General features: G+C 37.3%; 30 protein-coding genes. 16 read left to right on the top strand and 14 right to left on the bottom strand.

Annotated elements, in window-relative coordinates:
* Positions 1-52: 52 nt before the first annotated feature.
* Together thiT and map are read left to right on the top strand one after the other, a co-directional pair.
* The gene (gene thiT, locus MKY80_RS19925; RefSeq protein WP_008173562.1) at positions 53-613 is read left to right on the top strand and encodes an energy-coupled thiamine transporter ThiT; all 561 of its coding nucleotides are present in this window, start codon (positions 53-55) and stop codon (positions 611-613) included.
* Positions 614-782: 169 nt separating this feature from the next.
* The gene (gene map / locus MKY80_RS19920; RefSeq protein ID WP_342530866.1) at positions 783-1,538 is read left to right on the top strand and encodes a type I methionyl aminopeptidase; all 756 of its coding nucleotides are present in this window, start codon (positions 783-785) and stop codon (positions 1,536-1,538) included.
* Between the two features lie 27 nt (positions 1,539-1,565).
* On the opposite strand, the gene MKY80_RS19915 is transcribed toward map, so the two are convergent.
* Positions 1,566-2,279, bottom strand: a complete 714-nt coding sequence (locus tag MKY80_RS19915; RefSeq protein ID WP_043989603.1) for a hypothetical protein — start codon at positions 2,277-2,279, stop codon at positions 1,566-1,568.
* Positions 2,280-2,479: 200 nt separating this feature from the next.
* Between MKY80_RS19915 and MKY80_RS19910 the strand changes: the two genes are divergently transcribed.
* Positions 2,480-3,289 carry a polyphosphate kinase gene (locus MKY80_RS19910; protein WP_008173556.1) on the top strand — a complete coding sequence of 270 codons (810 nt, stop codon included), beginning with the start codon at positions 2,480-2,482 and terminating at the stop codon, positions 3,287-3,289.
* A 175-nt stretch (positions 3,290-3,464) separates the two neighbouring features.
* Entirely contained in the window at positions 3,465-4,052 is a 588-nt protein-coding gene (locus MKY80_RS19905; protein ID WP_107922564.1) for a GNAT family protein, read from the top strand.
* 71 nt (positions 4,053-4,123) lie between these two features.
* On the opposite strand, the gene MKY80_RS19900 is transcribed toward MKY80_RS19905, so the two are convergent.
* The 3 genes from MKY80_RS19900 to MKY80_RS19890 form a co-directional block, all read right to left on the bottom strand.
* Positions 4,124-4,687 (bottom strand): carbonic anhydrase, encoded by a 564-nt coding sequence (locus tag MKY80_RS19900; protein WP_008173550.1) that lies wholly within the window; start codon positions 4,685-4,687, stop codon positions 4,124-4,126.
* A gap of 176 nt (positions 4,688-4,863) precedes the next feature.
* Positions 4,864-4,998: a hypothetical protein gene (locus MKY80_RS19895; protein ID WP_255250397.1), complete on the bottom strand. Its 135-nt coding sequence runs from the start codon at positions 4,996-4,998 to the stop codon at positions 4,864-4,866.
* Between the two features lie 138 nt (positions 4,999-5,136).
* Complete coding sequence (locus MKY80_RS19890) at positions 5,137-6,378, bottom strand: aminopeptidase (RefSeq protein WP_342530861.1); 1,242 nt, start codon at positions 6,376-6,378, stop codon at positions 5,137-5,139.
* Positions 6,379-6,567: 189 nt separating this feature from the next.
* Here MKY80_RS19890 and motA point away from each other — a divergent pair, with 189 nt between their 5' ends.
* On the top strand, positions 6,568-7,371 hold the full coding sequence (gene motA, locus MKY80_RS19885; RefSeq protein WP_008173543.1) for a flagellar motor stator protein MotA: 804 nt from the start codon (positions 6,568-6,570) through the stop codon (positions 7,369-7,371).
* Positions 7,355-8,119, top strand: coding sequence for a flagellar motor protein MotB (motB, locus tag MKY80_RS19880; RefSeq protein WP_008173542.1), 765 nt, complete (start codon positions 7,355-7,357; stop codon positions 8,117-8,119). Before motA ends, motB begins: the two co-directional genes overlap by 17 nt.
* Before the next feature lie 56 nt (positions 8,120-8,175).
* Here motB and MKY80_RS19875 read toward each other — a convergent pair whose 3' ends face one another.
* Positions 8,176-8,397, bottom strand: coding sequence for a DUF1128 domain-containing protein (locus MKY80_RS19875; protein ID WP_008173540.1), 222 nt, complete (start codon positions 8,395-8,397; stop codon positions 8,176-8,178).
* 178 nt (positions 8,398-8,575) lie between these two features.
* Between MKY80_RS19875 and MKY80_RS19870 the strand changes: the two genes are divergently transcribed.
* Positions 8,576-8,902 (top strand): hypothetical protein, encoded by a 327-nt coding sequence (locus MKY80_RS19870; RefSeq protein ID WP_089986819.1) that lies wholly within the window; start codon positions 8,576-8,578, stop codon positions 8,900-8,902.
* Between the two features lie 22 nt (positions 8,903-8,924).
* Positions 8,925-9,842, top strand: a complete 918-nt coding sequence (locus MKY80_RS19865; RefSeq protein ID WP_090002971.1) for a YihY/virulence factor BrkB family protein — start codon at positions 8,925-8,927, stop codon at positions 9,840-9,842.
* Between the two features lie 59 nt (positions 9,843-9,901).
* On the opposite strand, the gene MKY80_RS19860 is transcribed toward MKY80_RS19865, so the two are convergent.
* The gene (locus MKY80_RS19860; RefSeq protein ID WP_096365861.1) at positions 9,902-11,806 is read right to left on the bottom strand and encodes a heavy metal translocating P-type ATPase; all 1,905 of its coding nucleotides are present in this window, start codon (positions 11,804-11,806) and stop codon (positions 9,902-9,904) included.
* Between the two features lie 261 nt (positions 11,807-12,067).
* On the bottom strand, positions 12,068-13,603 hold the full coding sequence (locus tag MKY80_RS19855; RefSeq protein ID WP_043989602.1) for a fumarate hydratase: 1,536 nt from the start codon (positions 13,601-13,603) through the stop codon (positions 12,068-12,070).
* 190 nt (positions 13,604-13,793) lie between these two features.
* Here MKY80_RS19855 and MKY80_RS19850 point away from each other — a divergent pair, with 190 nt between their 5' ends.
* Positions 13,794-14,594, top strand: a complete 801-nt coding sequence (locus MKY80_RS19850) for a YwqG family protein (protein ID WP_008173530.1) — start codon at positions 13,794-13,796, stop codon at positions 14,592-14,594.
* Between the two features lie 43 nt (positions 14,595-14,637).
* Here MKY80_RS19850 and MKY80_RS19845 read toward each other — a convergent pair whose 3' ends face one another.
* A complete protein-coding gene (locus MKY80_RS19845; protein ID WP_008173529.1) occupies positions 14,638-14,823 on the bottom strand; it encodes an SE1561 family protein in 186 nt (61 codons plus the stop codon).
* 362 nt (positions 14,824-15,185) lie between these two features.
* Between MKY80_RS19845 and MKY80_RS19840 the strand changes: the two genes are divergently transcribed.
* Both MKY80_RS19840 and MKY80_RS19835 read left to right on the top strand, forming a co-directional pair.
* Positions 15,186-16,370: an MFS transporter gene (locus MKY80_RS19840; protein ID WP_043989601.1), complete on the top strand. Its 1,185-nt coding sequence runs from the start codon at positions 15,186-15,188 to the stop codon at positions 16,368-16,370.
* A 236-nt stretch (positions 16,371-16,606) separates the two neighbouring features.
* A complete protein-coding gene (locus MKY80_RS19835; RefSeq protein ID WP_342530852.1) occupies positions 16,607-17,242 on the top strand; it encodes a hypothetical protein in 636 nt (211 codons plus the stop codon).
* A gap of 542 nt (positions 17,243-17,784) precedes the next feature.
* Here the strand turns inward: MKY80_RS19835 and MKY80_RS19830 are convergent.
* The 5 genes from MKY80_RS19830 to MKY80_RS19810 all read right to left on the bottom strand — a co-directional run bounded on the left by MKY80_RS19830 (position 17,785) and on the right by MKY80_RS19810 (position 22,714).
* The gene (locus MKY80_RS19830; RefSeq protein WP_089986823.1) at positions 17,785-18,447 is read right to left on the bottom strand and encodes a peroxiredoxin-like family protein; all 663 of its coding nucleotides are present in this window, start codon (positions 18,445-18,447) and stop codon (positions 17,785-17,787) included.
* 135 nt (positions 18,448-18,582) lie between these two features.
* Positions 18,583-19,266, bottom strand: coding sequence for a Crp/Fnr family transcriptional regulator (locus tag MKY80_RS19825; RefSeq protein WP_089986824.1), 684 nt, complete (start codon positions 19,264-19,266; stop codon positions 18,583-18,585).
* A 232-nt stretch (positions 19,267-19,498) separates the two neighbouring features.
* Complete coding sequence (gene rlmD, locus MKY80_RS19820) at positions 19,499-20,887, bottom strand: 23S rRNA (uracil(1939)-C(5))-methyltransferase RlmD (RefSeq protein ID WP_096365899.1); 1,389 nt, start codon at positions 20,885-20,887, stop codon at positions 19,499-19,501.
* 37 nt (positions 20,888-20,924) lie between these two features.
* Positions 20,925-21,749 carry a polysaccharide deacetylase family protein gene (locus MKY80_RS19815; protein WP_008173518.1) on the bottom strand — a complete coding sequence of 275 codons (825 nt, stop codon included), beginning with the start codon at positions 21,747-21,749 and terminating at the stop codon, positions 20,925-20,927.
* A 56-nt stretch (positions 21,750-21,805) separates the two neighbouring features.
* Positions 21,806-22,714 carry a TIGR01777 family oxidoreductase gene (locus MKY80_RS19810; RefSeq protein ID WP_239355284.1) on the bottom strand — a complete coding sequence of 303 codons (909 nt, stop codon included), beginning with the start codon at positions 22,712-22,714 and terminating at the stop codon, positions 21,806-21,808.
* 159 nt (positions 22,715-22,873) lie between these two features.
* Here MKY80_RS19810 and recX point away from each other — a divergent pair, with 159 nt between their 5' ends.
* Genes recX through MKY80_RS19795 form a run of 3 tightly spaced genes read left to right on the top strand, consistent with a single transcriptional unit; the run spans position 22,874 to position 24,273 of the window.
* The gene (gene recX / locus MKY80_RS19805; RefSeq protein WP_107922567.1) at positions 22,874-23,677 is read left to right on the top strand and encodes a recombination regulator RecX; all 804 of its coding nucleotides are present in this window, start codon (positions 22,874-22,876) and stop codon (positions 23,675-23,677) included.
* Positions 23,674-24,003, top strand: a complete 330-nt coding sequence (locus MKY80_RS19800; protein WP_008173513.1) for a YfhH family protein — start codon at positions 23,674-23,676, stop codon at positions 24,001-24,003. The genes recX and MKY80_RS19800 overlap by 4 nt, the downstream gene beginning before the upstream one ends.
* A complete protein-coding gene (locus MKY80_RS19795) occupies positions 24,004-24,273 on the top strand; it encodes a YfhJ family protein (RefSeq protein WP_107922568.1) in 270 nt (89 codons plus the stop codon).
* Between the two features lie 35 nt (positions 24,274-24,308).
* Here the strand turns inward: MKY80_RS19795 and MKY80_RS19790 are convergent, their stop codons facing one another.
* The gene (locus tag MKY80_RS19790) at positions 24,309-25,295 is read right to left on the bottom strand and encodes a metal-dependent hydrolase (protein WP_342530846.1); all 987 of its coding nucleotides are present in this window, start codon (positions 25,293-25,295) and stop codon (positions 24,309-24,311) included.
* A gap of 200 nt (positions 25,296-25,495) precedes the next feature.
* On the opposite strand from MKY80_RS19790, the gene mutY reads away from it, so the two are divergent.
* Together mutY and MKY80_RS19780 are read left to right on the top strand one after the other, a co-directional pair.
* Positions 25,496-26,530, top strand: a complete 1,035-nt coding sequence (gene mutY, locus MKY80_RS19785; RefSeq protein ID WP_342530844.1) for an A/G-specific adenine glycosylase — start codon at positions 25,496-25,498, stop codon at positions 26,528-26,530.
* A gap of 92 nt (positions 26,531-26,622) precedes the next feature.
* Entirely contained in the window at positions 26,623-26,799 is a 177-nt protein-coding gene (locus tag MKY80_RS19780; protein ID WP_008173504.1) for a gamma-type small acid-soluble spore protein, read from the top strand.
* Positions 26,800-26,889: the final 90 nt, after the last annotated feature.

The raw sequence follows: 26,889 nt of genomic DNA, 5'->3' as shown, positions 1-26,889 counted from the left end.
CATTTCTATTCCTGCTCTTGTATCCTACATCGGAACAAAGGAGAGAATATGTATGGACAAAAAAAGACTATTAATGCTAGTGGAGATTGCAATATTTGCAGCGATTGGCCTCGTGCTCGATCAGGTCTCCTTTAAAGTATGGGCACAAGGTGGCTCTGTTAGTCTTGTTATGGTACCAATTATGTTAATTGCATTTCGCTGGGGTCTAGTAGCTGGCCTAACAACAGGCTTGCTTGTAGGTGTTATGCAAACCATGTTTGGAGCTTATATTGTACACTGGCTTCAAGGTTTATTAGATTACGGTGTTGCTTTCACAGTTGTAGGGTTAGCGGCCATTGTACGCAGACCTTTACTGGAAGCAGCAAATCAACTAAACAAAACAAAAATGGCGCTTTATATTATTGTAGGTACTGTATTTGCAGGCTTCTTGAGATATGCAGCGCACACTACTGCTGGCGCGGTATTTTTTGCAGAGTATGCCGGCGATCAAAATGCGTGGATCTACTCGATTATTTATAATGGTACCTATATGCTGCCCGCAACAGTATTAACAGCTATTGTGGGAGCGTTATTATTCACAGCGGCTCCACAACTAATGCAACGTAAAGCATAATGCCAACCCCTTCATATTGGTGAAGGGTTTTTTATGTAGTCGTAAGAGAATAGAGCTCTTAGCACTTTGCCAAGAAGGCAGGCATACAATATTTAAAGCGTTTAGCGTTATACGCGTAAAAAGTTATGTTATATTAAAGAGTAGATATTAGATGAAAGGGACGTTATACATGATTGTAAAAACGCAAGAAGAAATTGAAGCTTTTAAAAAAATTGGACGCATTTGTGCAGAGATTCGTGAAGCGATGAAGGCTGCTACAAAACCAGGTGTCACAACACTTGAACTAGATGAAATTGCTGGTCGAATGTTTGCTGAGGCAGGTGCCATTTCAGGACCAAAAGGAGAATATGACTTCCCAGGATATACTTGTATAAGTGTCAACGAGGAAGTAGCGCATGGTATCCCAGGTAAACGTGTTATTCAGGAGGGAGATATCGTCAATATCGATGTTTCAGGCTCTTTAGATGGCTACTTTGCCGACACGGGCATTTCATTTGTAGTTGGTGAAGGCTATGAAGACAAAGAAAAACTATGTCGTGTTGCCAAAGATGCTTTTGATCGTGCTATGACAAAGGTAAAGGCGGGCTCTAAATTAAATCAAATCGGTAAAGCTGTAGAGCGCGAAGCGAATGCTAATGGCTTAACAGTTATTATGAATTTAACAGGCCATGGTTTAGGTCGTTCTTTACATGATGAACCAGATCACATTTTAAATTATTACGATGCATGGGATTCTACGATTATGAAAGAAGGCATGGTTCTTGCAGTTGAGCCATTTATCTCAGCAAAAGCAGAGCATATTGTAGAAGCTGGTGATGGTTGGACATTCATTACACCTGATAAGTCTCTTGTTGCTCAAATTGAACATTCAGTAATTGTTACAAAAGATAAACCAATTATCCTTACTTCATTAGACGAAGAATAGGATTACAAAAAAATCCTGCACACCAAATTATTTTTGGTAGGCAGGATTTTTTTTAATGAATAAAATACCAACTAAGAGTACACCACATAAAAATAATGCAGCTGTTGTTACGAGTAGCTCATCAAAACCATTATGTAAAGCGATTCCTATATAAGCCCATATAAAAACACTTGGATACATGATATCAAAGTGATGAAAGCGGATATGTAGCGCAATGGCTCCACCTAATGTCAGTAAAATAACTGCCCAAAGAGGAGTGCTCAGACCAAAACCGTTCCAACCATAAGCTGTTAACGTAAAGCTAATATTTGTGATAAAAATAAATGTCATCCATGCAAAATAAATGGTGAAAGGAATACGACCCGACAGTGATTTGTCATGAAGTGGATACGTATTGTACAGCATAAATAAATACAAGACTAAGAGTAAGGTAATGCCGAGAGAAACAATAAATAATTCATGATGCCATACATATATCGTTAATGCTTGTAAAATATTTATGCAACTAAAGAGCGCAGACTGTTTCATAGATGTCTTTTTGATGTTCATCACTAACCAATAACCGATTAATAAATAAATGACAATCCAAATTATATGACTTCCATCAACAGGTGCAAATACCACCGAAAAACGATTAGAAATTTCTAAAAAAGATTGACCGTTAAGTTTCATGAAAAAGGATGAAAAGGTTAGGATGAGTGAGACAATATAAGAAATTGTCATCAATAAAAACCGAGGCATGCTTTCCTCTCCCTTCGTGTTAGATTGTATAGGGAAAAGACAAATAAGTATAGTACCGTCACTCAATTTATTATAACGGAAATTTCCATCAATGTATCGTGTTGTTTTGCTAATACTATCTACAATTTACCATCTCAATAGGCATCCATTTATTTCTTTAGTACAATAAGAATATATCCAGATTAAAGGAGTGAAGCTTTATGACGCAAAACATAAAAAATTTAGACCTATCTATTGAACTAGATAAAAAGATGTATAAAAAGAAATTACAAGTACTCCAATATGAAATGTTAAATGCCCAACAATTTTTATTAAAGAATAAAATAGGTTTAATTTTAGTGTTTGAAGGTATGGATGCAGCTGGTAAAGGAGGAGCGATAAAACGTTTAATTGAACGTGTTGATCCACGTGGCTATGTCGTCCATCCAATTTCAGCTCCACAGCCACATGAATTACGCTATAACTATTTACAGCGGTTCTGGAGAAAGCTACCTCAGCACGGGCAAATCGCTGTCTTCGATCGTTCATGGTATGGTCGTGTATTAGTAGAACGAATTGAAGGATTCGCGACGAAGGACGAATGGTCTCGTGCCTATGAGGAAATTAATAATTTTGAAAAGATTTTAACTGCGGGAGACTACATAATTATTAAGTTCTGGCTTCATGTTTCAGATGAAGAGCAATTAAAACGTTTTAAGGAACGAGAACAAAATCCATACAAGTCTTGGAAGCTGACAGACGAAGATTGGCGTAATCGAGAAAAGTCACCGCAATATGTGGAGGCTGCCAATGAAATGTTTGAAAAGACCGATAAGAAAAATGCTCCGTGGGTTTTAGTAGCTGGAAACGATAAAAAATATGCGCGTGTGCAGGTGCTACAAGAAACGCTTGCACATATTGAACGAGAGGCATTGAAACGTGGACTTCATTTAACTAATGTATTAGACAAGGCGCATTTAGAGGATGCTGAGTCATCTAGCCTGGACGTGTTAAATGAGAAAAAGAAGTAAAAGATAAAATATGAATGATGGTGCTATGACATGAAGACATGAGCTGTTTTAGTTGTAGCAGCATCTTTTTTTACATACAATAAGGTAAAACTAGGGGTACCCCCCCGTAATTTCCGATGCTTGAGAAGGTAGTATAAATTTTTATCGATATTGATTGGAAGGCTAGTGTGGAGAAATGGTGCTTAAAATTTGGAATTTATTAAGAAAAAAGGGTGGGAATGTGGTAACAATAAAGGGGGAAAAATGCTACATCCGCACATTCCAAGAAAATGATGCACGAAGTTTAACAGGTCTCGTAAGCCGCAATAAATACTTTTGGTCAACATATGAGCCTTTACAAAGACCTGAATACTATACAATCGACGCGCAATATAAAAAAATTCAAGAAAGTTTATATTTAATGGATTCAAAGCGAGAATTTACTTTTGGTATTTATGAGCATGGTACTAATAATCTAATAGGACATATTGCACTATATGCTGTAAAACGATTACCCTATTCAAGTGCATTTGTGGGATATGCTATGGATGAAATTTACGTAGGTAAGGGAATTGTCACTGAGGCAGTGAACATGGTAGTCCGGTTTGCATTCGATCAAATTGGGCTACATCGTGTCGAGGCATATGTATCAACCCAAAATAATCCCTCTATGCGTGTCTTAGAGAAGGCGGGCTTTCAACAAGAAGGTCTTTTAAGAAAGCTTTTATATATAAATGGTCAATGGGTCGATCATTATATGTATGCCCGTTTAGAGGATGAATAAATAAACAAGTGCCTTTCTATTCGATGGAAAGGCACTTGTTTATTGATTTGCTATAAATCAAGTTAGAATAACTATTGATGGTTACCGTTTTCAATTAAATCTAGATGACCTGTATTTGGGTCAATAATTAAACCATGTACAGGAACGTCTTTTACCATTAATGGGTGATTTCGAATCGTGTCGACACTTTTCTTAACACTTGTCGCTACATCACCAAAACCACGTAAAAATTCTTTTAAATCAAAACCAGAATACTCCAGCATTTTGATGGTTTCTGGGTTAATACCTCTTTTAACCATTTCACTTAACATAGCATCAGGATCAACTGCGCTCATACCACAGTCATAATGTCCAACTACGTAAACTTCATCTGCTTGTAGGCCATAAACAGCAACTAATAAACTACGCATTACAGCACCGAAAGGATGGCTTACTAAAGCACCGGCACTTTTCACAATTTTTACATCGCCATTACGGAGATTCATCGCTTTTGGTAAAAGCTCTACAAGACGAGTATCCATACAAGATAAAACAACAATACGTTTATCAGGATATTTTGTAGTGATGAATGGTTCATATTTTTTCTCTTGTACAAACTCTTTGTTAAACTCTAAAATATCATGTAACATTGTCATGAAAATTGCTCCCTTCCTTACAAAAAATATTTTAGAGCAAAACTTTAATTATGCAAACAATAAAGACTTTATTCAGACAATTTTTACAATAAAGAAGCAAACTTCATACACTTTAACAGATGAAAAACGTTGAATCTATAAAAAAACAGCTACCTTTACAGTAGCTGTTTTTTACATTAAAATTTTTCGCTTGGCTTTGGATCTACAGTTACTGAAGACTTGCTATCTAAACCAACTTGTAGGTAGTGGATGAAGAATCCAGTTGAAATTAATAAAACTGCTGAAAATCCAAGAACAGTTGTAATGAACATTTTTAGAGCTCCTCTCTACTTAGATGATCTACTAATTACCCTAAACTAATTATACAATAGGATACTAGGAAAATCTAAGGATAATTTATGACATCCATAACATACTAGCCTAGAATACTATTAGTAAGAATGGATTATTTAGAATGCCCAATTTCCATCACGGAATATTGGGTCTTTTTGATTATCATGGGTAATGCCATCGATATTCATTTTATTGGAGCCAATCATAAAGTCTACATGTGTCAAACTTTGGTTAATGCCATGCGCTGCTAACTCATCTGAAGTCATTTCTTTACCACCTTCAATACAAAATGCATAAGCACTACCAATGGCTAAATGATTAGAGGCATTTTCATCAAATAATGTATTGTAAAATAATAAATTCGATTGTGAAATAGGGGATTGATGAGGCACTAATGCTATTTCACCAAGATAATGCGCCCCCTCATCTGTTTCAATAAGAGAAGCTAAAATTTCTTGACCTTCCTCAGCTTTTACTTCAATAATACGGCCATCTTTAAACGTTAATGTGAAATTATCAATAATATTACCGCCATAGCTTAACGGTTTAGTGCTGGATACGAACCCATTCACACCAGTTTTTAACGGGGCAGTGAAAATTTCTTCAGTAGGCATATTCGCCATAAATGTTTGACCTTGTACGTTGGCACTACTACCGCCTGTCCAAATGTGATGTGCAGGTAGCTCGATTGTTAAATCTGTGCCTGGAGCCGTATAGTGAAGGGACTTATACTGTTTGCTGTTTAAATAATCGGCTTTGTCGTGTAACTCCTTATCGTGAGCTAACCAAGCCTCCACTGAATGTTCAAGATCAATACGCGTCGCCGCAAAGATAGCTTCCCATAGGGCATCCATTTGTTGATCCTCTGGTAAATCAGGAAACACCTTTGCTGCCCACGCTTTGGATGGAGCGGCGATAACTGACCAACTAAATTTATCAGATTGTAACATTTGATAATAGTTCGCTAATGCTTGGCCAGAAGCTTTTTGGAACGCCATAATTCTGTCACGTTCAATGCCTTTCAGTAAATCTGGGTTTTGTGAACTAATGCTTAGGAAAGCTGCACCATTTTCAGCCAGCCATTCGCGCTCTTGAACTTTCCACGGTGGAAAGAAATCAAATGAGTCTTTCGGTGCTCCTTCATAGCGAGCACGAACAAGTTCGTCATCAGACAAATCGACAAATACCTGTTTTGCACCATTTTCATAGGCCATTTTAGTAATAATTTGAGCTAATTTTAAGTTATCGGTCGAACAGCTTATATAAAGATATTGATCTTTTTGGATATTTACTCCTATTTTTACCGCTAATTCGGCATATTTTAGTAATTTTGTGTTAAATGATAATAACAAATTCATATCCCCTTTCGAAATAAGACAGTTTAGTGTAATATTCTTAATTCAATATAATCAAAAATGGTCGAAATGTGAATAAAAAGCATTAATTACATCGAAAAATATTTAAAATACATTTATACTAGCATTATATATTTAAAATATGGAAAAATAGACGAAATTAAGAGTAATAGTAGATTTGGAGGTTCTAGAATGGATAAGTCATCGGTCATAGGGTTAATAATTGCGTTTATAGCGCTATTAACAGGGATGGTAATGAAGGGTGTAAGTTTAACAGCTTTTTATAACCCAGCAGCTATCCTAATTATCATCTTTGGTACTATTTCCGCAGTAACAATTGCCTTTCCAATGCAAGAGTTAAAGCGCGTACCAAAGCTATTTAAGATTCTTTTTAAAGAAACTAAATTAGCAAATGATATTGAAATTATTAAGATGTTTTCGCAATGGGCTGACTTAGCTCGTCGTGAAGGGCTATTAGCTCTTGAAAGTAAAGCATCAGAAATTGAAGATCCGTTTTTGAAAAATGGTCTTACATTAGCGATTGATGGACAAAATGCAGACTACATCCGTGATGTATTAACAGAGGAAGTAGAAGCTATGGAAGAACGTCATGCTAGTGGTTCTGCCATTTTTACACAAGCAGGTACATATGCACCAACTCTTGGGGTTCTTGGTGCAGTAGTAGGTTTAATCGCCGCATTGGCTGATATGAATGATATCGAAAAGCTTGGACACGCTATTTCAGCAGCTTTCATGGCTACATTACTCGGTATCTTTACTGGTTATGTTTTATGGCACCCATTTGCGAATAAATTAAAACGTAAATCTGCTTTAGAAGTGAAACAAAAGAGAATGATGATTGAGGGTATCCTTTCAGTATTAGAAGGGGAGGCTCCACGTGTAATTGAACAAAAACTATCATCATACTTAACGATGGAAGAACGTCGTCAAATTTCTGTTGAAAGCGGGGCGGGTGGCCTTGGCAAAGAAAGCTAAGAAAAAAAAGCATGATGAGCATATAGATGAGTCTTGGCTAGTACCATATGCCGATATCTTAACATTGCTCTTAGCTGTGTTTATTATACTATTTGCTTCAAGTTCAGTAGACCAAGAAAAGCTAGAAAGAATGTCAGCCGTTTTTAGTCAGGTTTTTGATGGCGGAACAAGCTTTTTAGAGCAGCCTTCACCAGTGCCTAGTCCAAATGCGGATAGCGATCAAACACCACAACAAAATTCAGCCTACTTAAAGGATCAACAGGAGTTGGCTGAAATTAAAGATAGTGTCGATAATTTTATCGCTGTCAATGAAATGGAAGGTCAATTCGCTACAGAAATGACAGATGAAGGCTTACTTGTGACAATTCGTGATAGTATTTTATTTGATCCTGGTCAAGCAACGATTAAACCAGAGTATATTCCTATTGCGAAGGAGCTTGCGGGTGTATTAGTATCCAATCCTCCACGTAATATTGTTATTACTGGTCATACGGATAATGTTCCAGCGGGCCCTAACTTCTCTTCAAATTTAGAGCTATCATTAATGCGTGCCTCTAATTTTTATATGGTTTTATTAGACAGTAATTCTCAATTAAAATCTGAGAACTTTAGTGCAAAAGGCTACGGTGAAAACCGAGCGATTGCACCTAATGATACAGCAGAAGGCCGTGCGAAGAACCGCCGTGTCGAAGTACTTATTCAGCCGCTAGTGACTGAGGATGGCTCGGAAGCGAAGAATACACAATAAATTAAAAAGCTATTAGCACGGACTGTTTGTCTCATGCTCATAGCTTTTTTGTTTGCTTATTTACGTAAAGAACCCAATTCAGCCACAATCGCTTGCATTTCGCTTGGGCTAAAGGAATCTCTTTTCATAACCATTTCATATAAATACGTTAAGTCTTCATAGTTTGCTTCATTGAAATGTTCCGATTTCATTGCATCGACATTTACCATACGAAGCTTATCCTTCATTTGATCAATCATATAAATAACGTTTTCCTTTGACGGGACTGATAAATCCATTTTTTACCCTACCTTTCGTACTCTTCGCAATAATCATTTCATTGAATAAAAAAAATGTCAACTCCGTATTTGAGCATTGCTTTAAAAATAGACTGTTATTGGGTAGAATAAGGGCAGTACACTAGTTTATTTATGAAATATTAGGGAATATGCAATTACACAAGCAGGGGGTTTTAATATGGGTCAAAGTAAATTATTAGTATCAATCGTAGCAGGAGCAGCAATTGGTGCAGCATTAAGTATGCTCGATCGCAGTACTCGCGAAAAAACAATCGACACAACTAAAAAAATGAAAGAAGCTGTCACGTACTATGCAACAAATCGTGAAGAATTACAGGTTCTAGTGGAGGAGAAAGTACTGGCTGCGAAGGTGCTTTGTGAAAGTGTGTCAGACAATGTCAACACTATTGCAGAGAAGGTAGAGGAATTTAAAGAATTGCCAACTACGATTCAAAGTATGATTGATGACACAAAGTCAGCTTTTACTTTACCTCATAAAGAATAATTGTAGTTTTAGGAGGAGTTGTATGGAAAAGAAAAAGGCAACAATGCAAAATGCCTTTGGATACGTCAAATCATTCGTGTCTCCTGAGGGAGAAGCGATTGATGTCATGACATCCAAGGGCTTTGTCCAAGATTTGATAGGTCGGTTAAAGCGAGTAGAAATTTCAGCGCTTTCCGCACAGCTCGCTTATTTCTTTTTACTATCATTCTTCCCATTACTTATCTTCCTTGTGACATTACTACCATATCTTAATTTGGAAACAACGCAGGTTTATTCATTTTTAGTAAATGTATTGCCAGATGAAGTTTATAAGCTTATTGAAAATACGTTGAAAGAAATTTTAACAAACCGTAATAGTAGTTTATTGTCCATCGGGGTACTAGGTACGATATGGTCGGCATCTAAAGGTATTAACGCGCTAATTCGAGCTTTGAATAAAGCATACGATACAGAAGGAAGAGCGGGTATATTAGATAGAGGGCTATCTCTTGTTTTTACAGTGGCTCTTGTTATTGTCATTGCAGTCGCTCTTCTATTGCCAGTATTTGGCCAGCAAATAGGTCATTTCCTATTTTCAATCGTCGGCATAGAGGAACAATTTGAATCGGTCTGGCATAATTTAAGATGGTCAATACCACCGATACTTATTTTTATTGTTTTAATGGGTATTTACTGGTTCGTGCCTAATACAAGCCCAAGGTTGAAAATATTGGGTGTTTGGCCAGGGGCGATGTTTGCTACACTTGGCTGGTTAGTGGTCACATATGCTTTCTCTTTCTATATTAATAACTTTGCGAATTATTCTGCTACATATGGTAGTATTGGTGGCGTTATTATTTTAATGCTCTGGTTATATTTTACGGGGATTATTTTAATCTTTGGTGGAGTATTAAATGCTACAATGCAGAAAAGGGCGTTACAAAAGCAAATTAATAGATAAGGAAATGACCAGATAAAAAAATAGCCTCGCTTCTCGTAGGAGAGAAGTGAGGTTATTTTTTAAACATTTTTATTCAGCATGCGTAAGCCATTCAAAATAACGAGAATGGTACTACCCTCATGCCCGATTACACCTAAAGGTAAATCGACTACTTGTAAAAAGTTAGAGGCAATTAAGAAAATAATTACCCCAATGGAAAAGATAATATTTTGTTTGACAATTCGTTGCATTTTACGAGACAGACGAACAGCATAAGCGATTTTAGATAGGTCGTTTTTCATTAATACAACATCAGCTGTTTCTAACGCAACGTCTGTACCTTCACCCATCGCAATACCAGTAGTTGCGGTAGCCAATGCAGGGGCGTCATTGATGCCATCACCAACCATTCCTACAAAGTGATGTTGGGACAGCAAACGTTTCATTTCTGTTACCTTCGTTTCAGGTAGACACTCCGCTACATACTCTGTAACACCAGCTTCTTTTGCAATTACTTTCGCTGTTTTTTCGTTATCGCCAGTAAGCATGACTACTTGAATACCAAGCTCTTTTAATAATGACACAGCTTTTTTCGCTTCGTTACGGACGGTATCCTTTAAAGCTGTTAATGCGACAATGCCATTCTGGTCACGGATGAAAATAACCGTTTTACCTTGTGCAGCAAGTTTTCCCGCAGCGCCATTTGCAAAATCATTGGCATGTTGAGCATTCACAAATTCCGGTTTACCAACTTGATATTCCTTGTTGTGAACGATCCCTTTCATACCCCATCCTGGGATATCCTCAATTGTTGCTTGTGGTAAGGCAGTAACTCCTTCCGCTTTTGCATAGGAAGTAATGGCTTGAGCAAGAGGGTGGTTGGACTGTGTTTCAATCCCTGCAAGAATAGCTAAAGCCATCTGAGGTTCGAATCCATCGCGGACAATAAAATCTGTCACGACTGGTTTACCTTGTGTTAATGTTCCTGTCTTATCGACTGCTAATGCCCCTAAAACACTGAGATGCTCTAAATGTAAGCCACCCTTAAATAGCACACCATTTTTGGCGCCATTTGAAATAGCTGCAAGTGTCGCAGGCATGATGGCTGCGACGAGTGCGCAAGGAGATGCAACAACCAATAAAACCATGGCACGATAAAAAGTTGTTGTCCAATCCCAACCTAGTACGAAATGGGGAAGGAACATCATGATAGCTACACCAAGTAAAACGAATTTCACATAAGTTCCCTCAAATTTTTCGATGAATTGTTGAGACGGAGATTTTTCACTTTGAGCACTTTGGACAAGCTGGATAATTTTTTGAAAAAGTGTTTCTGAATTGGCCTTCGTCATTTCCATCGTAATCGCACCATTTAAGTTTACTGTTCCTGCAAAGATTTCATCACCCTCGCTTTTTAAAACGGGTAATGGTTCACCGCTTATAGCTGACTCATCAATGGAAGACTGTCCTTTAAAAATAATACCGTCGGCTGGAATACGTTCCCCAGGTTTGATCAATAAATGGTCACCAATTTGTAAGGTAGAAACGGATACTTTCATTGGCTCAAAGTTGCCTCGAACTAACCAGGCTTCTTCTGGCTGAAGATTCATTAATGCAGATATTTCACGATGACTTTTATTCATAGCATAAGTTTCAAGTGCACCACTTACTGCAAAGATGAAAATAAGAATAGCACCTTCTGTCCAATAACCGATGGCTGCGGAACCAATAGCTGCTAATACCATTAGTAGTTCAACATTCAATTTCTTATCTTCTATTGTTTCTTCAATACCTTCTTTTGCTTTGGCAAATCCACCTACACAAAAGGCAATGACATAAAGAAGAACAGAAGCGGTTGTTTGTCCGCTTGTATCTAAACGCCATGCAAGTAAGATGAATATACCAGCGATTAACGCAGCGATTAATTCTGCATGCTCCTTTATTTTCTCAATTAAACTTATATTTTCTCGATTAGAGTATTCCATTCTTATCCCTCCTGATAATGAAAATCAATATCAAAACCTTTAATTATAAACACTTAAATGTGATGTGTAATTGAAAATGGATTTCAATTACCATATCTTTTATTTAGAATTATTATAACAAAGGAACTTATAAAAATAAAGAGGAGAGTTGAAAAAGTGGGATTTTTTATTAATAGAAAAAAGGCACAGTCTATTCACTAGGAATATTCTGTGCCTTATAAAAGTGTGCAGTCAGAAGGGCTACTGCTTACTTATATTGAATTAGAAAACTCTTTCTGCGTGCAATGCAAGTTTTTCTAAAGATGATTTATCGACATCTGCGTGTAAGGAGTTGCCGTGTGAATCCATTGTGACAACTGCTGTGAATTTTTCAACATTTAAGTGCCACATAGCTTCTGGAATACCGAATTCCATTAAATCAACACCATCTACACCTTTAATGCAGTCTGCGTAATATTGGGCTGCTCCACCGATAGCATTTAGGTAAACACCACCGTGTTCATTAAGAGCTTTTAATGTTTTTGGTCCCATACCACCTTTACCGATGACAGCACGAATACCGAATTTCTTCATGATATCACCTTGATATGGCTCCTCACGAATAGAAGTAGTTGGACCAGCTGCTTTTACTGTCCAATTGCCTTCCTCATCTTTTGCCATAACTGGACCACAGTGATAAATAACTTGTCCATTTAGATCCACTGGTGCATCATGGCTCATTAAATGATGGTGGATAGCGTCACGACCAGTATACATACGTCCTGTAATAGAAACTACATCTCCAACTTTTAGTGAACGAATTTGTTCTTCTGTAATTGGTGCAGTAAGCTCTACTACATTTGTTGTGTTGTCTTCTGTTGTAGCAGCCACTTCATCCTTGAACGTAATTTTTTCACCTTCTTGGTAGTGCCATTTAATGATTTCACCAGTTTGAGGATCGATGTCAACAGCCATACGACGGTAAGCCCAGCAGTTATATGCTACAGATACATAGAAGGAAGCTGGAATACGGTGCATAACCCCAATTTTACAGCCTAGTAATGTTGCTTCACCACCGAAGCCCATTGTACCGATACCAAATGTATTAGAAGTTTTCACCACATACTCTTCTAATTTGGCAAGATCAGGATTCGGATTTGTATCTTCGACATGACGGAATAATTGTTCCTTTGCTAAATCGTAGCCAGAAGAACGATCTCCACCAATACCAACACCGATGAAACCAGCTGAACAGCCCTGACCTTGTGCTTGGTATACAGAGTGTAAAATACACTTACGGATACCATCTAAGTCACGACCTGCACGACCAAGACCATCTATTTCACATGGAAGACTGTATTGAATGTTTTTGTTCTCACAGCCGCCACCTTTTAGAATTAATTTAATCGTAATGTAATCATTTTCCCATTGTTCAAACTTCATAACTGGTAAACCATCGCCAAGGTTATTACCGCTATTGGCACCAGTTAATGAATCCACTGCATTTGGACGTAGTTTTGCATCAGCTGTCGTATCAATGATTGCTTTTTTAATCGCAGCTTTAATTTCTAGTTGGTTTACGCCCACAGGTGTATAAATTTTGAAAGTTGGAAGACCAGTATCTTGACAAATAGGTGATACATTATCTTCTGCCATAATAATATTATTTGAGATTGTGTCTAAGCTCATTGCCGCACGTGTTCCAGCATTCTCCGCTTCTTTTGCTTTTTTAATCGCACGACGTACATCCTTAGGTAAATTCGTGGATGTTTCAGTAATTAAATCATAAAGACTTTTCTCCAAAGTTTGTTGATTCATTCGTGTATTGCCCCCCATAGAAAATTTGATTATTTCCACGTAACATTATACTCTTTTCAACTAATGAAAAAAAGAGTCCTTACCTATGAGGGATAAATTTACGCATAGTTTAATAGTATTTTAATAGAGAGTTGATTTTATAGAACGTTTGTTCTAAACTAATAATAACCCACAATTAGGAGGAATTTGTATGTCTGCTAAAACTTTACTTGAATTACCGGAAGAATTTGAACAATATAGACCGCTAATAGAGGAAACAATGAAGCCTGTTGTCCTTATTGATGCGGATGCTGGAAAAACAACCTTGTTTCAGAGTAAGTTTGCGGGGGACCCTTATTTCCCACTAGCAATGGAATATCCTAAAAATGCAAGTGGACAACCACTAAAGCTTTTAGCCCAAGTTAATTTTGCAGAATTGCCTAAGCATTTGCCGAATTTCCCAGAAGAGGGGATAGTGCAGTTTTATATTGATGGCTATGACGATGTATTAGGAATGGACTTTGATAATGGCAAAAATCAAGAAGGTTTTCGTGTCATTTTTCATGATACCGTTATACATGATGAAGCGCAGCTTATTCAAGATTTTTCATTCGTAGAAAAGGAAGATGAGGAAATGTATTTTCCAGTAGAGCGTGAAATGACATTATCTTTTAAAACAGGTTTTGAACCCTTATCGATTGATGATTACAGAGCTAATGACATTTACAGTCATATCTTAACGACAATTGAAGATAACGAAACATTAGAAGATGCCTTTTATGATGCTTTAACTGGGGATGGACTTAAAATCGGTGGTTATCCTTTCTTTACACAAGAAGATCCACGTGCATACGGTGATTATACAGACTCTACAATTTTGCTATTGCAAATAGATAGTGTGGGGGATGATATACTATGGGGCGATTGTGGAGTTGGCAATTTCTTCATTACTGAGGAAGAATTAAAAAATAAAGACTTTAGCAATGTTCTTTACAATTGGGACTGTCATTAAAAAAACAAGCGAGCATACACAGTGCTCGCTTGTTTTGTAATTTTTATTGTTCACGAGCATTAAATTGCTCCATTTTGTCTTCTAGGTCATCCATCATTTGAATTAAACGATCAATATCATCTAATTCAGCTGTTTCAGGATCTAGGGCATCTAATACTTCTAAAAACATTTCAAGACGCTCTCTTAAATAGGTTACTTGCTGTTTTTTATCAGTGATTGGCTTGGACATTCGTACACCTCATTTCATCCCTTTCATCGTAGCTGATTTAGGCTGAAATTTCAATGTTTAGGTAGACACCTAGGACTAAGCGATTAATTTTAAAAATAAGTAGACGGAATATTTACAATATTGAATTTGTATGTTAAAGTTGTTTTAAGATAAAGTAAAGGAGCTGATCGAAAACATCTTTACAACTCTAACTCGAAAAGGAGGGAGTTTAAACAAGTACTCGGTAATAATCAAAAGCCGAATTTCGTGTTTATACAATTAAATGACTATAAGTATTCGTTAAGCCTTAGCGTAAAATCACATGTGGTGAGCGCTAAGGCTTTTTGGTATGCTGTTCTTTGGGAGATTGATTGGAGGAAAAGATGACATACTTCTCAGATTACAGCAAAAAAAGATTTACCATATTAGTAATAATTGTATCCATATCAGGCTTTTCGCAAGGGATGTTATTACCGCTCATTTCTATAATTTTTGAACGTGATGGCGTTTCCTCAGCATTAAATGGCTTGAATGCAACGGGCTTATACATAGGGACATTATTAATTTCACCATTTATAGAGCAACCATTACGAAAATGGGGCTATAAACCGATCATTTTGATTGGGGGCGCACTTGTTTTTATCTCCTTATTGGCATTTCCTTTATGGAAAAGCGTCACATTTTGGTTTGTGCTTCGTTTACTGATTGGTGTGGGGGACCATGCCTTGCACTATGCCACTCAAACATGGATTACTAGTACTGCTGATCATAAAAGCTTGGGAAAAGGGATGGCTATCTATGGCTTGTCTTTTAGTATAGGTTTTGCCGTTGGGCCACTGATGGTAAAGTTGATTGAAATAGGTGAAGCTTTACCATTTATTGTTTCGTCAATCATGTGTTTAATGGCGTGGTCTTTTGTATTCTTCTTACAAAATGAAAAACCTGAGCGTTTAACAGGGGACTTACATGCAAGAGGGTGGAAGCGTTACAAAATGGCTATTTTATTTGGTTGGATTGCCTTTTTAGGACCTTTTGTATACGGATTCCTCGAGTCTTCATTAAATGCATTATTCCCCGTATATGCACTACGTAAAGGGTTTGAGGTGGGCATGATTCCAATTATTTTATCAGTCTTTACATTTGGTGGTATTTTAACTCAAGTACCATTAGGTGCACTGGGAGATAAAGTGGGAAGAAAGAATATTTTGATGGTAGGGTCATTTGGTGGCGCTATTATTTTCGCAATTGCCAGCTTTTTAGAGCATTCACAAATGGCTGTCGCTATAGCGTTTTTCTTAACGGGCACACTAGTTGGCTCGATGTTCTCTTTAGGGATTACATTTATGGCAGATTTAACGCCAAAGGAGCTACTGCCTACTGGGAATTTACTCTGTGGAATTGCCCTAAGTATAGGTAGTTTAACCGGACCGTTCTTAGGTGGAGTTTATTTAGAATATGTAAAAAACTATAGCTTCCTTTTACTTGTAGCAATGCTATTGCTAGTTGTGGCTTTCATATTACTCCTATTTGGACGTCTTAAGAACAAACAGGCATCGATGGCAAAATAAAAAGAGCGGGGCTCATCTCCCGCTCAAAAACAAAAAAACGCCCAGCAAATCCGTGCTGTTATGGCGTTTTTTGCGTAACAAGGATGTTCCGTCCAAGTTACATAGGTTTGGCACCTAAAAAAGAATTATACAGACAAATTCTTATGAAATCAATAAAAATAAAAAGGGATATTTTGGACATTGCTGCTATTTTTAAATATAATGGAAGAACACTTGCTTAAGAAGGAGGTTTTATCATGACCGAAATGAAAAAACTATCTATTCATCGCGCTTTAACAGAATTAAAAATGCTACAGCAACGGATTGAAGGGGCAACAAATGAGGTTAGCTCTGTAGTAGCCAATCGTAAAAGTAATCAGAAAATAAATGGAATAGAAATAGTTGAGTATGAGAAACAAATGCAAGCATCCTACGATAAAGTAATGGGCTTAATTAGCTATAGACATAAAATAAAAGCTTTAGTTGTACAATCGAATGCCCGTACAATGGTAATCGTTGGAAAGAAAGAAATGACTGTCGCGGAGGCCATTGAGCGGAAACAATCTATTCAATATGAAAAGAATTTGCTAGAAGTCATGCAACATCAATATCGTTCTGCTATTCAAACAGTCGCCAAAGAAAATGATGCCTTACCAGCTAAACTGGAAACCTATTTAATTAATATATTAGGCAATAAAGATAAACAATCTCCGGAAGAAGTAAAATTACATACGGACACATTTATGAAAAGAAATGAATTTGAAATCATTGATCCACTAAATGTCAAACAACAAATAGAGACATTAAGTAGTCGGATCGAGGAGTTCGAATCAGAGGTCGATGCAGTCTTATCTGAATCGAATGCCACAACATTTATTGAAGTCCAAGCTTAAGGGATATGCATGGCCTTGCGAAAACGGAAAACGAAGAGTCGCTCGCGCTTCAAGGCATGTGTGTGAGTTTAAACATCAAACATGCCTTACACAAATAAAACTTACAATGAAAATAACCTAAAAGCTTAAAGGTTAAAGGTAAAAGTATAAAGTTTACGCTTCAAAAATCTTTCTATAAAAGTTGAAAATTGAACCTTTAAAAATCTTTTAAATCCTGGGGTAATGGTTGAGGTATCGACTTTTCTGGACCGTCCGTCATCCACCAGGCAGCTCGTGCTGTGCATCATAAAGAAAGGACGTCTCCATTTATTTTGAGACGTCCTTTTTATGATTATTTATTTTTCAATACCAGCTTTGCAACACATTCTACCAGTTATGATTAAATGTCCGATAAATAGCAAAGTAACCATTAATAACGAGTATTATATTGTTTAAATTGGCGGCTATCAATCGACTCTGTTCCAACTCCTCATTAACCTAAACGAATGTGGTAACTGAGAGACTGTTTTTTTATTTCATCATATTTTTATAATTCTAGGATGCTAATAAAGTGACTGAAGAAAATGCATCACCTTACTAGGTTCCATACGTTTTTTATAGTCTGCCTCCACGCTAGCTAAACGGATAATTCCTGCTTTATCGATTACATAAGTAGCTGGTACTGGAAGTTCCCAAGAATGGTCACCATTAAATGTTTCGAGTGATATATCAAGCGATCTGTAGATAGGATACACATACTCAGGCAATTTAAATTTCAGATTATATTTTTCAGCAGTTTTATTTTGTAAGTCGCTTAAAACATGGAAATTTAATTCATTTTTATCTTGTACAGATGCAGAATAGTTTGGAGTTTGCGGGCTAACTGCAATTAATTGGCCACCAATTGCGTTAATGTCATCATTCATTCGCTGGTATGCTTTCAACTCAAGGTTACAGAATGGACACCATGTACCTCGGTAAAATATAAGAACAACGGGACCTTTCAAAATTTCCTCAGACAAAGTTATCTTTTGTCCTGTAGAATTCACTAAAGTGAAGTCAGGCGCTTTGACTCCAGCTATTAAACCCCTACCCGAATCAGATGTACGTAAATCATGAATGGATTTTTCGAATATATCCAGCACTTCCTTTGGGAGCACCTTTTCCATATGTGTAGCTGCTATATCTAATTCATTTTGCAATTTTTGAAATGGTGTGTTTTTCATTATGTCATCTCCGTATCGTATTATATTTTGTATGTAGTTATACGATACATCTTCATCTAGAAGAAAGATGTAATGTTGTTTACAACTCAATTTGAAAATCTCTATGCTACTTGATACTATCCAGCATTTTTTAGCCTATGAAATGTTCCTCTCCAAAAGCTTTTCTCGATGAATATAGATTGTTTTAAATCCGGTCTTAATGACTTCTTCTTTAACAAGTTCTTGTAAAACCACAGTTACAGCTTCTCTGGTTGCACCAACTAAATTGGCGATTTCTTGATGTGAAAGAGGAAAATCTATTTTGTAATACTCATTATCACCCGTAAGTCCAAACTGATCAGATAGCTTAATAAGCGCATATAAAACTTTGTCATGTAGTTTCCCAAGAGCTAGATTTTGCGTTAATTGACTCATACCGATAATTCGATTACTTAGTACTTTTAATAATGTCATCATAAATTGAGGCCGCTGAATTAAAAAATTTTCAAATCTTTCCTTATTCATCAAACAAATGTGGCTTTCCTCTATCGTTTCAATATAATTCTCTCGAGTACCAAATGAAATAATATCCATTTCCCCAAATACATTACCTTCGTTAAGTATATCCGAAGTAAACTGCTTACCTTGTGCATTTACTTTATACAGGCGCAACTTCCCCCTTTTAACAAAGTATAGCCCCTCCGAAAAAGTTTCTGGTGTTTGAATAAAAGTGTTTTTCGGAAAGGTCGTTATTAAAGTTAATTGTTCCATCTCTATTAAATCTTCCATCGAGAGCGAATTAAGCAGATTAAATTGTGATAAGTATTGAATGTTATCCATTTTTCCTCCTTATAATTGCATGAGCCCCCCAAGACTATAACACAATGTAAACATATTGAAATCAATCAATAATTGGTGACAGTCACTCAACGTTTTTCATTTTGTTTTTCAAATGTTGAGCTATTCTTATTAGAGAAGAAAACTGTAGCAATAGGTATCAAAAAAGAAAAAAGCGCAGTCTACAAAATGCAGACTACGCCTAATCAAGTCGCCAAAATTTACAAAAGAAATATCATTTTCGATGTTCTGCTTTAAGAACCATGGAGCAAACACATTCTACCTGTGCCGTTTGTGAGAACATATCAACAGGTTGAATGTACTCGACATGATAAAGCTTCGATAGTTGCTGTAAATCCTTCGCTAATGTAGATGGATTACAAGAAGTATAAACAAAACGCTTTGGTTTAAGCTTAAGCACGGTTTGGATAAACTCGGGTGCTAGACCTGTACGTGGTGGATCTACTGTAATAACATCTGGTGTAAAGCCTTCTTTGCGCCATTTTGCTAAGACACTTTCAGCAGTACCAACAGCATATTTGGTATGCTTGAAGCCATGGTTGCGCGCATTTTTACGGGCATCTTGAATGCTTTCGGGAATGACATCCATCCCTCGAACTTCTTGCGCTTGATCTGCTAGCCAAAGTCCCACAGTCCCAACTCCACAATATGCATCCACTATTGATTCTTTACCAGTTAATGCAGCTGCTTTTTTAATTTCATTATAGAGATGAACTGTTTGTGTAGGGTTAAGCTGGAAAAAAGCACGAGCCGATAAGTCAAAGGCCAATTCGCCAAGCTCTTCATGTATCGTTTCTTTACCGTCAAGAACTATTGTCTCATCACCAAAAATTAAAGAGGTTTTCTCACGATTAATATTTTGTGCAATGGAGACAATGCTCGGATCGATTTTTTTAATCCGTGTAATCAGTTCAGCTAAATGAGGAATTTCTTTACGTGTAGTTACAAGTACAACTTGTGTTTCGCCTGTACGAATCCCTGTACGTACTACGATTGTACGCACTAAGCCATCAAGTGTTCGTCCATCATAAATAGTGATATTTAATTTTTGTAAAATCTTACGTGTTGCAACGGTAACTTTAGAAGTGACAGGGTGCTGCACAAGGCAATCGTTAATATTTAGAAGCTTATTACTGCCCTCAACAAATAAGCCTGCATATACTCGCTTGCCTTCCTTACGTACTTGGAATTGACTTTTATTACGATAATGCCAAGGATTATCCATTCCAAGTGTTTTTCGTACTTCCACCGTTTCAGCTAGAGGTTTCGCATAACGCTCTAAAGCTTGGATGACAATATCACGTTTTTCCGATAGCTGTTTTTCGTATGTCATATGTTGAAGCTGACAGCCACCACATTCATTGTAGACTGGACAAGGTGCTTCCTGACGGTGCTTAGAGACTTTACGAATGGATAAAATCTCAGCTTCAGCAAAATTATGTTGTGTCTTCGTAACCTGAGCTGTAATTTCTTCGCCAGGAATAGCTCCTTTGACAAATACTACATTTCTTTTATAAAAACCTACACCTTCTCCATTGATGCCAAGCCTTTTTATTATTAGTGGGAATTGTTGTCCCACGGTCATTGTTGTTTGCTGCGTCAAACGTTCCACGTCCCTGCTTTATAATGTCATCTCCCCATTATAACGAAGGAGCAGACGATTGCAAAGCAACAGGAAAATCTTCATATTCTAATACTAAATCATCAAGTGATAAGAAGGTATAGCCTTGCTTTTTGGCCTCTGCAATAAACATTGGCAAAGCTTCGGCATTATCTTGTGCAACAGTATGCATTAAAATAACGGCACCTGGATGCAATTGCTCCATGAGCGCATTATAGGCATAATCTGCACCACGTCGTTCATCTTTCATCCAATCCTTAAAGGCAACAGACCAAAAAATATGACGATATCCTTCCGCATTTCCTACTTCTAGCAGTTTGGCATTAAAGGTTCCTTCTGGTGGGCGAGCATAGGTTGTGCGGTCTATGCCAGTCAATTCACGTAATTTCCCATCAAACTTTCGCCATTCTGCACGCATGCCCTCTGGTGAAAGTCGAGCCATATTAGGATGACCATACGAGTGGTTGCCAATAGTATGACCATCCTTCACCATCCGTTTTACTAGGTCACTGGCACTGTCTAAATAATGCCCAGTTAAAAAGAAAGTGGCAGGTACATCTTCTTTTTCCAATGTATCCAAAATACTTTCGGTAAAGCCGTTTTCATAGCCATTATCAAATGTTAGGTAAGCAATTTTTTTATCTGCCTTGCCTTTATAAATAGCCCCGTATTTATCAAGTAATTGATCAAGCTGTGCACCAGCTTCTGCCTGTTCACCATTTTTTGCACGTTTAAAGCCCCAATGATGTTCATCAGAACCTGCAGCAAAATATGGATTAATGCTAATACCTGCGGCAATAATAAATGTAGCGATTACCGCACCTACAATATGTTGTTTCCACATAAAAAACGCATCCTTTCTTTTTCATTAGGATGCGTAAAATAGCTATAAATTATCCACTAATTCTGAGCAATTAATAAGTCTTCAAGTGCTTCTGTTAAATGCGGATATTTAAATATGAAATGATGCTCTTCTAACACTGCTGGTCGTACATGTTGACCCTCTAAAACAAGAGTGCTTTGTTCTCCAAGCGCCAAACGTATTGCAAAACTAGGAACAGGCAGCCAATGTCGTCTGTTCATGATCATTGCGATTGATTGCCCGAATTCTTTCATGCGCGTCGCATGAGGTGCGGTTACATTGAATGGTCCATGAATATTTTCATGAAGGATTGCGAAATATAAAGCACGTGCCACATCTTCAATATGTACCCACGAAAGCCATTGCTTACCAGATCCGATTGTTCCGCCAACATGCATTTGATATGGTAATAACATTGGTGGTAATGCCCCGCTCTCTCTACCTAAAATGACCCCAAAGCGTGCAAGGGCGACACGAATTCCTAATGGTTCTGCTCGTTTTGCATGGCGTTCCCAATCATGAACGGTCGTGCCTAAAAAATCGTTCGCCACATCAGTAAATGTTTCATCATAAATAATCTCTGAAGAATGGGGGTAAAAACCTACGGCACTTGCATTAACAAGGACTTTAGGTTTTTTCGTGAGCTTTTCCATTATGCGCACGATTTCAAGTGTCGCATGCATCCGACTCCAATAAATATCCTTCTTTTGTTTGTTTGTCCATCGACCATTGTTTAAAGAAACTCCCGCTAAATTTACAAAGGCATCTGCTCCTTCTAATGCCTCTATTGGTAGGGCTTCATCCTGCAACCATTGTACATAATGAATGCCATTTTTTTCGGAAGGTGCACTCCGAGTTAAGACAAAAATATTATGACCGTTTTCCTCTGCTAGCTTGATAAAAGCTTTTCCCACAAAACCAGTTCCACCCGCAATCACAATTTTCATAAGAATCACCCCATTTTTCAAAAATTACACTTACTAATAATTGTATCATTTAACACGTATGTGAACATCTAAAGTACCCCTAGAAGATGGGGGATGAATAGCATCGAATAACGGATACCATAAAAAGAAATGTTATAATGGACAGGTGAGGTGTTGGCTATGCGTATGATTACAAAAATTGCACGTCAAAAAAACAATCCTGAACGTTATAATATCTACTTAAATGAAGAATATGCATTTCCTGTTGACGAGGCTATTCTGCTTCAATTTGGTTTAACAAAGGGGAAGGTTCTCGATGAATTTGAAATTCAGGAAATTGCCTACGAGGATGAAATACGGAAGGCGTTTAATAAAGGATTAAACTTTCTTTCTTATCAAATGCGAAGTGAGCACGAGGTGAAGAAAAAACTTCTTACTTTAGAATTTGGTGAAGCGGTAGCTTTAGAAGCGATTCAGAAATTAAAATCGTATGGCTTTATAAATGATGAAAACTATACCAAAGCTTTACTGGATACAAAAAAGGCGACAATGAAAAAGGGACCGAGAGCTATTAGACAAGACCTCATTAAAAAAGGAATTGATAAAAACCTTCAAGATGAGGTACTTGCCACATATAGTTTGGAAGAACAAATCAAATTGGCCTTACAGTTGGCGGAAAAAATTGTACGTTCAGAAAAAAGAAAGACCCCAGCACAAGTAAAGGCTAAAATTCAGGATTATCTGTTAAGAAAAGGCTATGCATTTCCGATTGTAGAAGAGGTGCTTAATCAAATAGAGCTTGAGCAAGATGAAGAAAACTGGCAACCATTACTCGAAGCACAAGGCGAAAAAGTTTGGAAAAAGTACGTATCGAAGTATACTGGTTATGAGCTAAAAATGAAGGTGAAGCAGACGCTCTATCAAAAGGGTTTTCCTATAGAAGTAATAAACCGTTTTATAGAAGAGAAGGAGAATGAAGAATGAACGAAAAGAATTATGCTGCTATGTCTGAGCATGAACTGCGTGAGGAAATTGCGTTTTTAAAAGAAAAGGCACGAAAGGCAGAGCAGCTTGGGATCATTAATGAATTTGCTGTATATGAGCGTAAAGCATTAATGGCAGCGGCTTATTTAGTAGATTTAGACACAATTGTGCCTGGTGAAATGTATCGTATTGATCGTTCAGATAATGAATTTTTCCAAGTTGATTATTTAAAGGGACGCTTTGCATGGGGACATCGTTTAGGCGGTGACAAATATCAAGAGGCATTACCTGTATCTATGCTGTCTCCTGTAAAGGTGGGCAAATAAGTGGAGGGGAAAATTGAAAAATTGACAGCAGAACTGCTGGCAAAAAATCCACAAATGTCAGTTGGACGTGCCCGTGTCTGGGTTGAATTATTATGGAGCGACTTTGAATCAACTTCAGCCAAAGCAGGATATGATTATCGTGGGGCAGATTATACAGAAAATCTTGTCCGCCAATTAATTACAAGCTATGGTGATAAACTACATGCCTTTGCAGGGCGCAATCCAAAATATGCCCATCTCCTAGATGCTAGCGATGATATGATACAATAATAAAACCCTGACCAATGTTGGTCAGGGTTTACTGCTTAATTACTTGCACCAATTTGTAATTTTTTCTGAAGCTTATCTTCTGTAAAAATCCAACCCGTGTAAGATGTAACGATTTCATTATCGTCATTTAAATGTGCTACTGCCACAAAGGGGTAGCGATTGTCACTCCGATAACGCAAGTCGATTAAACGTACCTCCAATAAGCCGTTTTCTAGCTCAGAAATCTCCCATCGGTACATCGGGGAGAACGACACGAAGGCAGCTAAGTTAGGGTCTTTCATGGCTGCATGAATAAGGGCAGTTTGAGGTAAAGGTTTAATTTCGAATTTATCATAAATATTAACAGTCCTGCCATAAGCCCGCCCAACATAATAATGTGTTTTAGACTTGGCGGCAATTCGCCAATGGAAGAAGCGCATAGTTGGTGCTACGATAACATATTCTTCATCTTGTATCGTGCTGTGGACTGCATTTTTTACTGCTTTTTGAACAGCGAATCGTAACAGATAATAAATCACGATAATGATATACATGATGCTAAATGTCCAAACAGGATTGGCTCCAAAAGCCCATAATACAATACCCATACAATGCAAGGAAAAAATAATTGGATCAAATGTATTGATGACACCTAATGCAACCCATTTTCTGGAGAAAGGCCGTATTGCTTGTGTGCCGTACGCATTAAAAATATCGACAAAGACGTGAAGAGCGACAGCTAAAAATATCCAAAGCCATAAATGAAACACATTTACGTCTTGCAAAATAAGGGAAATAACAGCTGTAATTAAGATTGGCCATATAGCTACTGCTGGTAGTGAATGTGTAATTCCGCGATGATGTCGAATATAGATAGCATTATTGCGTAGTTTTAGCACAGTATCAACATCCGGAGCTTGTGAGCCAATTATCGTACCTGCCATGACGGCAGTAAAGGTCATTGAGTGATTTGCTACTATAGGGTCGGCTAATGCAAGACCGCCAAGGGCAATACCCATAACGAAATGTGTACCTGAATCCAAAAATATCCACTCCTAGTATGCAGTAAAATCGAGTACAATTTGCATACATCTTTATTTCATTTATAAATAACTTTATTCAATTTTTAGTATGGTGACATTCGATAATGACGAATATTGTAAGTTATGGACGAATGTTCATTCTTTATTAATTGTATACCCTTTTCAACATAAATTAAATCGTAAAAACTTTGGAGGTCACTGTGAATTACCCATATGTAACAGAATTTCGACATTCTTTAGTCGAATGGTTTAACGCTGAGAAACGCGACTTACCGTGGAGACATACTACAGACCCCTATAAAATTTGGGTTTCTGAAGTGATGCTACAGCAGACACGTGTCGACACAGTTATTCCTTATTACAATCGTTTTATGGAAAGTTTTCCAACATTAGATTTGCTTGCAGAAGCTCCGCAAGATTATTTATTAAAGCATTGGGAAGGACTTGGCTATTATTCACGAGCGCGTAATTTACAGGCAGGTGCACGTGAGGTTTTAGAAAATTACGGAGGCGTGGTCCCCGATAATCGCCATGAAATATCAAAATTAAAAGGTGTTGGACCGTATACCGCTGGTGCTATTTTAAGTATTGCCTATAACAAGCCCGAACATGCAGTAGATGGCAATGTTATGCGCGTATTAAGCAGAGTGCTGAATATAAGTGAGGACATAGCCATACCAAAAACCAAAAAATTTTTTGAAGCTGCAGTGGAGGAGCTTATTGATCCTACTAATGCATCTTCCTTTAACCAAGGCTTAATGGAACTAGGGGCACTTATTTGTACACCTACGTCACCAAAATGTTTATTATGCCCTGTGCGAGAGTATTGTACAGCGTTTAATGAAGGTGAACCGGAAAAACTGCCAGTTAAATCGAAAAAAATAAAGATGAAGCATTTGAGTTATGATATTCTGGTCTGTCAAGATGAACAAGGACGTTTTTTAATGGAGCAACGTCCTGAAGAAGGGTTATTAGCTAATCTTTGGCAATTTCCAATGTTTGATACTAGTCAGGTTTCAGTAGAAAGCTTCTTAAAGGAATATTCCATCAGTGTACAAGCTAAGCATGAACTGCTTACGTTTAAGCACGTGTTTTCACATTTAACATGGCATGTAAATAGTTATTATATGAAGTGTGAATCTACATCGATGGGCGATTGGTTCACTCAAGAACAAATAGAACAATTGCCGATGCCTGTTCCCATGTTAAAAATTTGGGAAGAGGTAAAAAAATAAACAGGAAAATAAATCCTACTTTAAACGATAAATTAGTGAGCATAAAATTCATCACCTCGGTACACAATAATTAGCGTGGAGGTGAATGAATAATGAAAAAGCAAAACAACCAAAATTTCCAACCGAATAAAAACATGCAACGTCAAAGTGAAGAATTTGGTTATGAAACGGACGTAAATGAAGTGCAAAAGCAAAATGCTAAAGCAGAGCAAAAGAAAGCTCCAGCTTCAGGTCGTTTCTCTAAAACTAACCAAGATTTAGGTGAGTAACACTTTGTAATTGCATAATTGCATTTACCTCTAAGGGGCTGTCTAAAAATCCGAAAAGATGAAAAAGACAGCTCCTTTCTATATTCACTT

Source organism: Lysinibacillus sp. FSL R5-0849 (genome assembly GCF_038595075.1).
Lineage (GTDB): Bacteria > Bacillota > Bacilli > Bacillales_A > Planococcaceae > Lysinibacillus > Lysinibacillus fusiformis.
The sequence above is the reverse complement of the archived record's forward strand: the minus strand, read 5'-3'. Positions and strand labels throughout refer to the sequence as shown.

Excerpts from the sequence above, each read along its gene's own strand:
- map (WP_342530866.1), top strand. The coding sequence starts at position 783 with ATGATTGTAAAAACGCAAGAAGAAATTGAAGCTTTTAAAAAAATTGGA.
- MKY80_RS19905 (WP_107922564.1), top strand. The coding sequence starts at position 3,465 with ATGGTGCTTAAAATTTGGAATTTATTAAGAAAAAAGGGTGGGAATGTG.
- MKY80_RS19815 (WP_008173518.1), bottom strand. The coding sequence starts at position 21,749 with ATGTGGAAACAACATATTGTAGGTGCGGTAATCGCTACATTTATTATT.
- MKY80_RS19860 (WP_096365861.1), bottom strand. The coding sequence starts at position 11,806 with ATGGAATACTCTAATCGAGAAAATATAAGTTTAATTGAGAAAATAAAG.
- MKY80_RS19895 (WP_255250397.1), bottom strand. The coding sequence starts at position 4,998 with ATGTTCATTACAACTGTTCTTGGATTTTCAGCAGTTTTATTAATTTCA.
- MKY80_RS19855 (WP_043989602.1), bottom strand. The coding sequence starts at position 13,603 with ATGAATCAACAAACTTTGGAGAAAAGTCTTTATGATTTAATTACTGAA.
- MKY80_RS19835 (WP_342530852.1), top strand. The coding sequence starts at position 16,607 with ATGACCGAAATGAAAAAACTATCTATTCATCGCGCTTTAACAGAATTA.
- MKY80_RS19830 (WP_089986823.1), bottom strand. The coding sequence starts at position 18,447 with ATGAAAAACACACCATTTCAAAAATTGCAAAATGAATTAGATATAGCA.
- MKY80_RS19810 (WP_239355284.1), bottom strand. The coding sequence starts at position 22,714 with ATGAAAATTGTGATTGCGGGTGGAACTGGTTTTGTGGGAAAAGCTTTT.
- thiT (WP_008173562.1), top strand. The coding sequence starts at position 53 with ATGGACAAAAAAAGACTATTAATGCTAGTGGAGATTGCAATATTTGCA.
- recX (WP_107922567.1), top strand. The coding sequence starts at position 22,874 with ATGCGTATGATTACAAAAATTGCACGTCAAAAAAACAATCCTGAACGT.
- MKY80_RS19890 (WP_342530861.1), bottom strand. The coding sequence starts at position 6,378 with ATGAATTTGTTATTATCATTTAACACAAAATTACTAAAATATGCCGAA.
- MKY80_RS19780 (WP_008173504.1), top strand. The coding sequence starts at position 26,623 with ATGAAAAAGCAAAACAACCAAAATTTCCAACCGAATAAAAACATGCAA.
- MKY80_RS19800 (WP_008173513.1), top strand. The coding sequence starts at position 23,674 with ATGAACGAAAAGAATTATGCTGCTATGTCTGAGCATGAACTGCGTGAG.
- MKY80_RS19875 (WP_008173540.1), bottom strand. The coding sequence starts at position 8,397 with ATGGATTTATCAGTCCCGTCAAAGGAAAACGTTATTTATATGATTGAT.
- MKY80_RS19910 (WP_008173556.1), top strand. The coding sequence starts at position 2,480 with ATGACGCAAAACATAAAAAATTTAGACCTATCTATTGAACTAGATAAA.
- MKY80_RS19845 (WP_008173529.1), bottom strand. The coding sequence starts at position 14,823 with ATGTCCAAGCCAATCACTGATAAAAAACAGCAAGTAACCTATTTAAGA.
- MKY80_RS19865 (WP_090002971.1), top strand. The coding sequence starts at position 8,925 with ATGGAAAAGAAAAAGGCAACAATGCAAAATGCCTTTGGATACGTCAAA.
- MKY80_RS19870 (WP_089986819.1), top strand. The coding sequence starts at position 8,576 with ATGGGTCAAAGTAAATTATTAGTATCAATCGTAGCAGGAGCAGCAATT.
- MKY80_RS19825 (WP_089986824.1), bottom strand. The coding sequence starts at position 19,266 with ATGGATAACATTCAATACTTATCACAATTTAATCTGCTTAATTCGCTC.
- MKY80_RS19900 (WP_008173550.1), bottom strand. The coding sequence starts at position 4,687 with ATGACAATGTTACATGATATTTTAGAGTTTAACAAAGAGTTTGTACAA.
- MKY80_RS19915 (WP_043989603.1), bottom strand. The coding sequence starts at position 2,279 with ATGCCTCGGTTTTTATTGATGACAATTTCTTATATTGTCTCACTCATC.
- MKY80_RS19840 (WP_043989601.1), top strand. The coding sequence starts at position 15,186 with ATGACATACTTCTCAGATTACAGCAAAAAAAGATTTACCATATTAGTA.
- MKY80_RS19850 (WP_008173530.1), top strand. The coding sequence starts at position 13,794 with ATGTCTGCTAAAACTTTACTTGAATTACCGGAAGAATTTGAACAATAT.
- motA (WP_008173543.1), top strand. The coding sequence starts at position 6,568 with ATGGATAAGTCATCGGTCATAGGGTTAATAATTGCGTTTATAGCGCTA.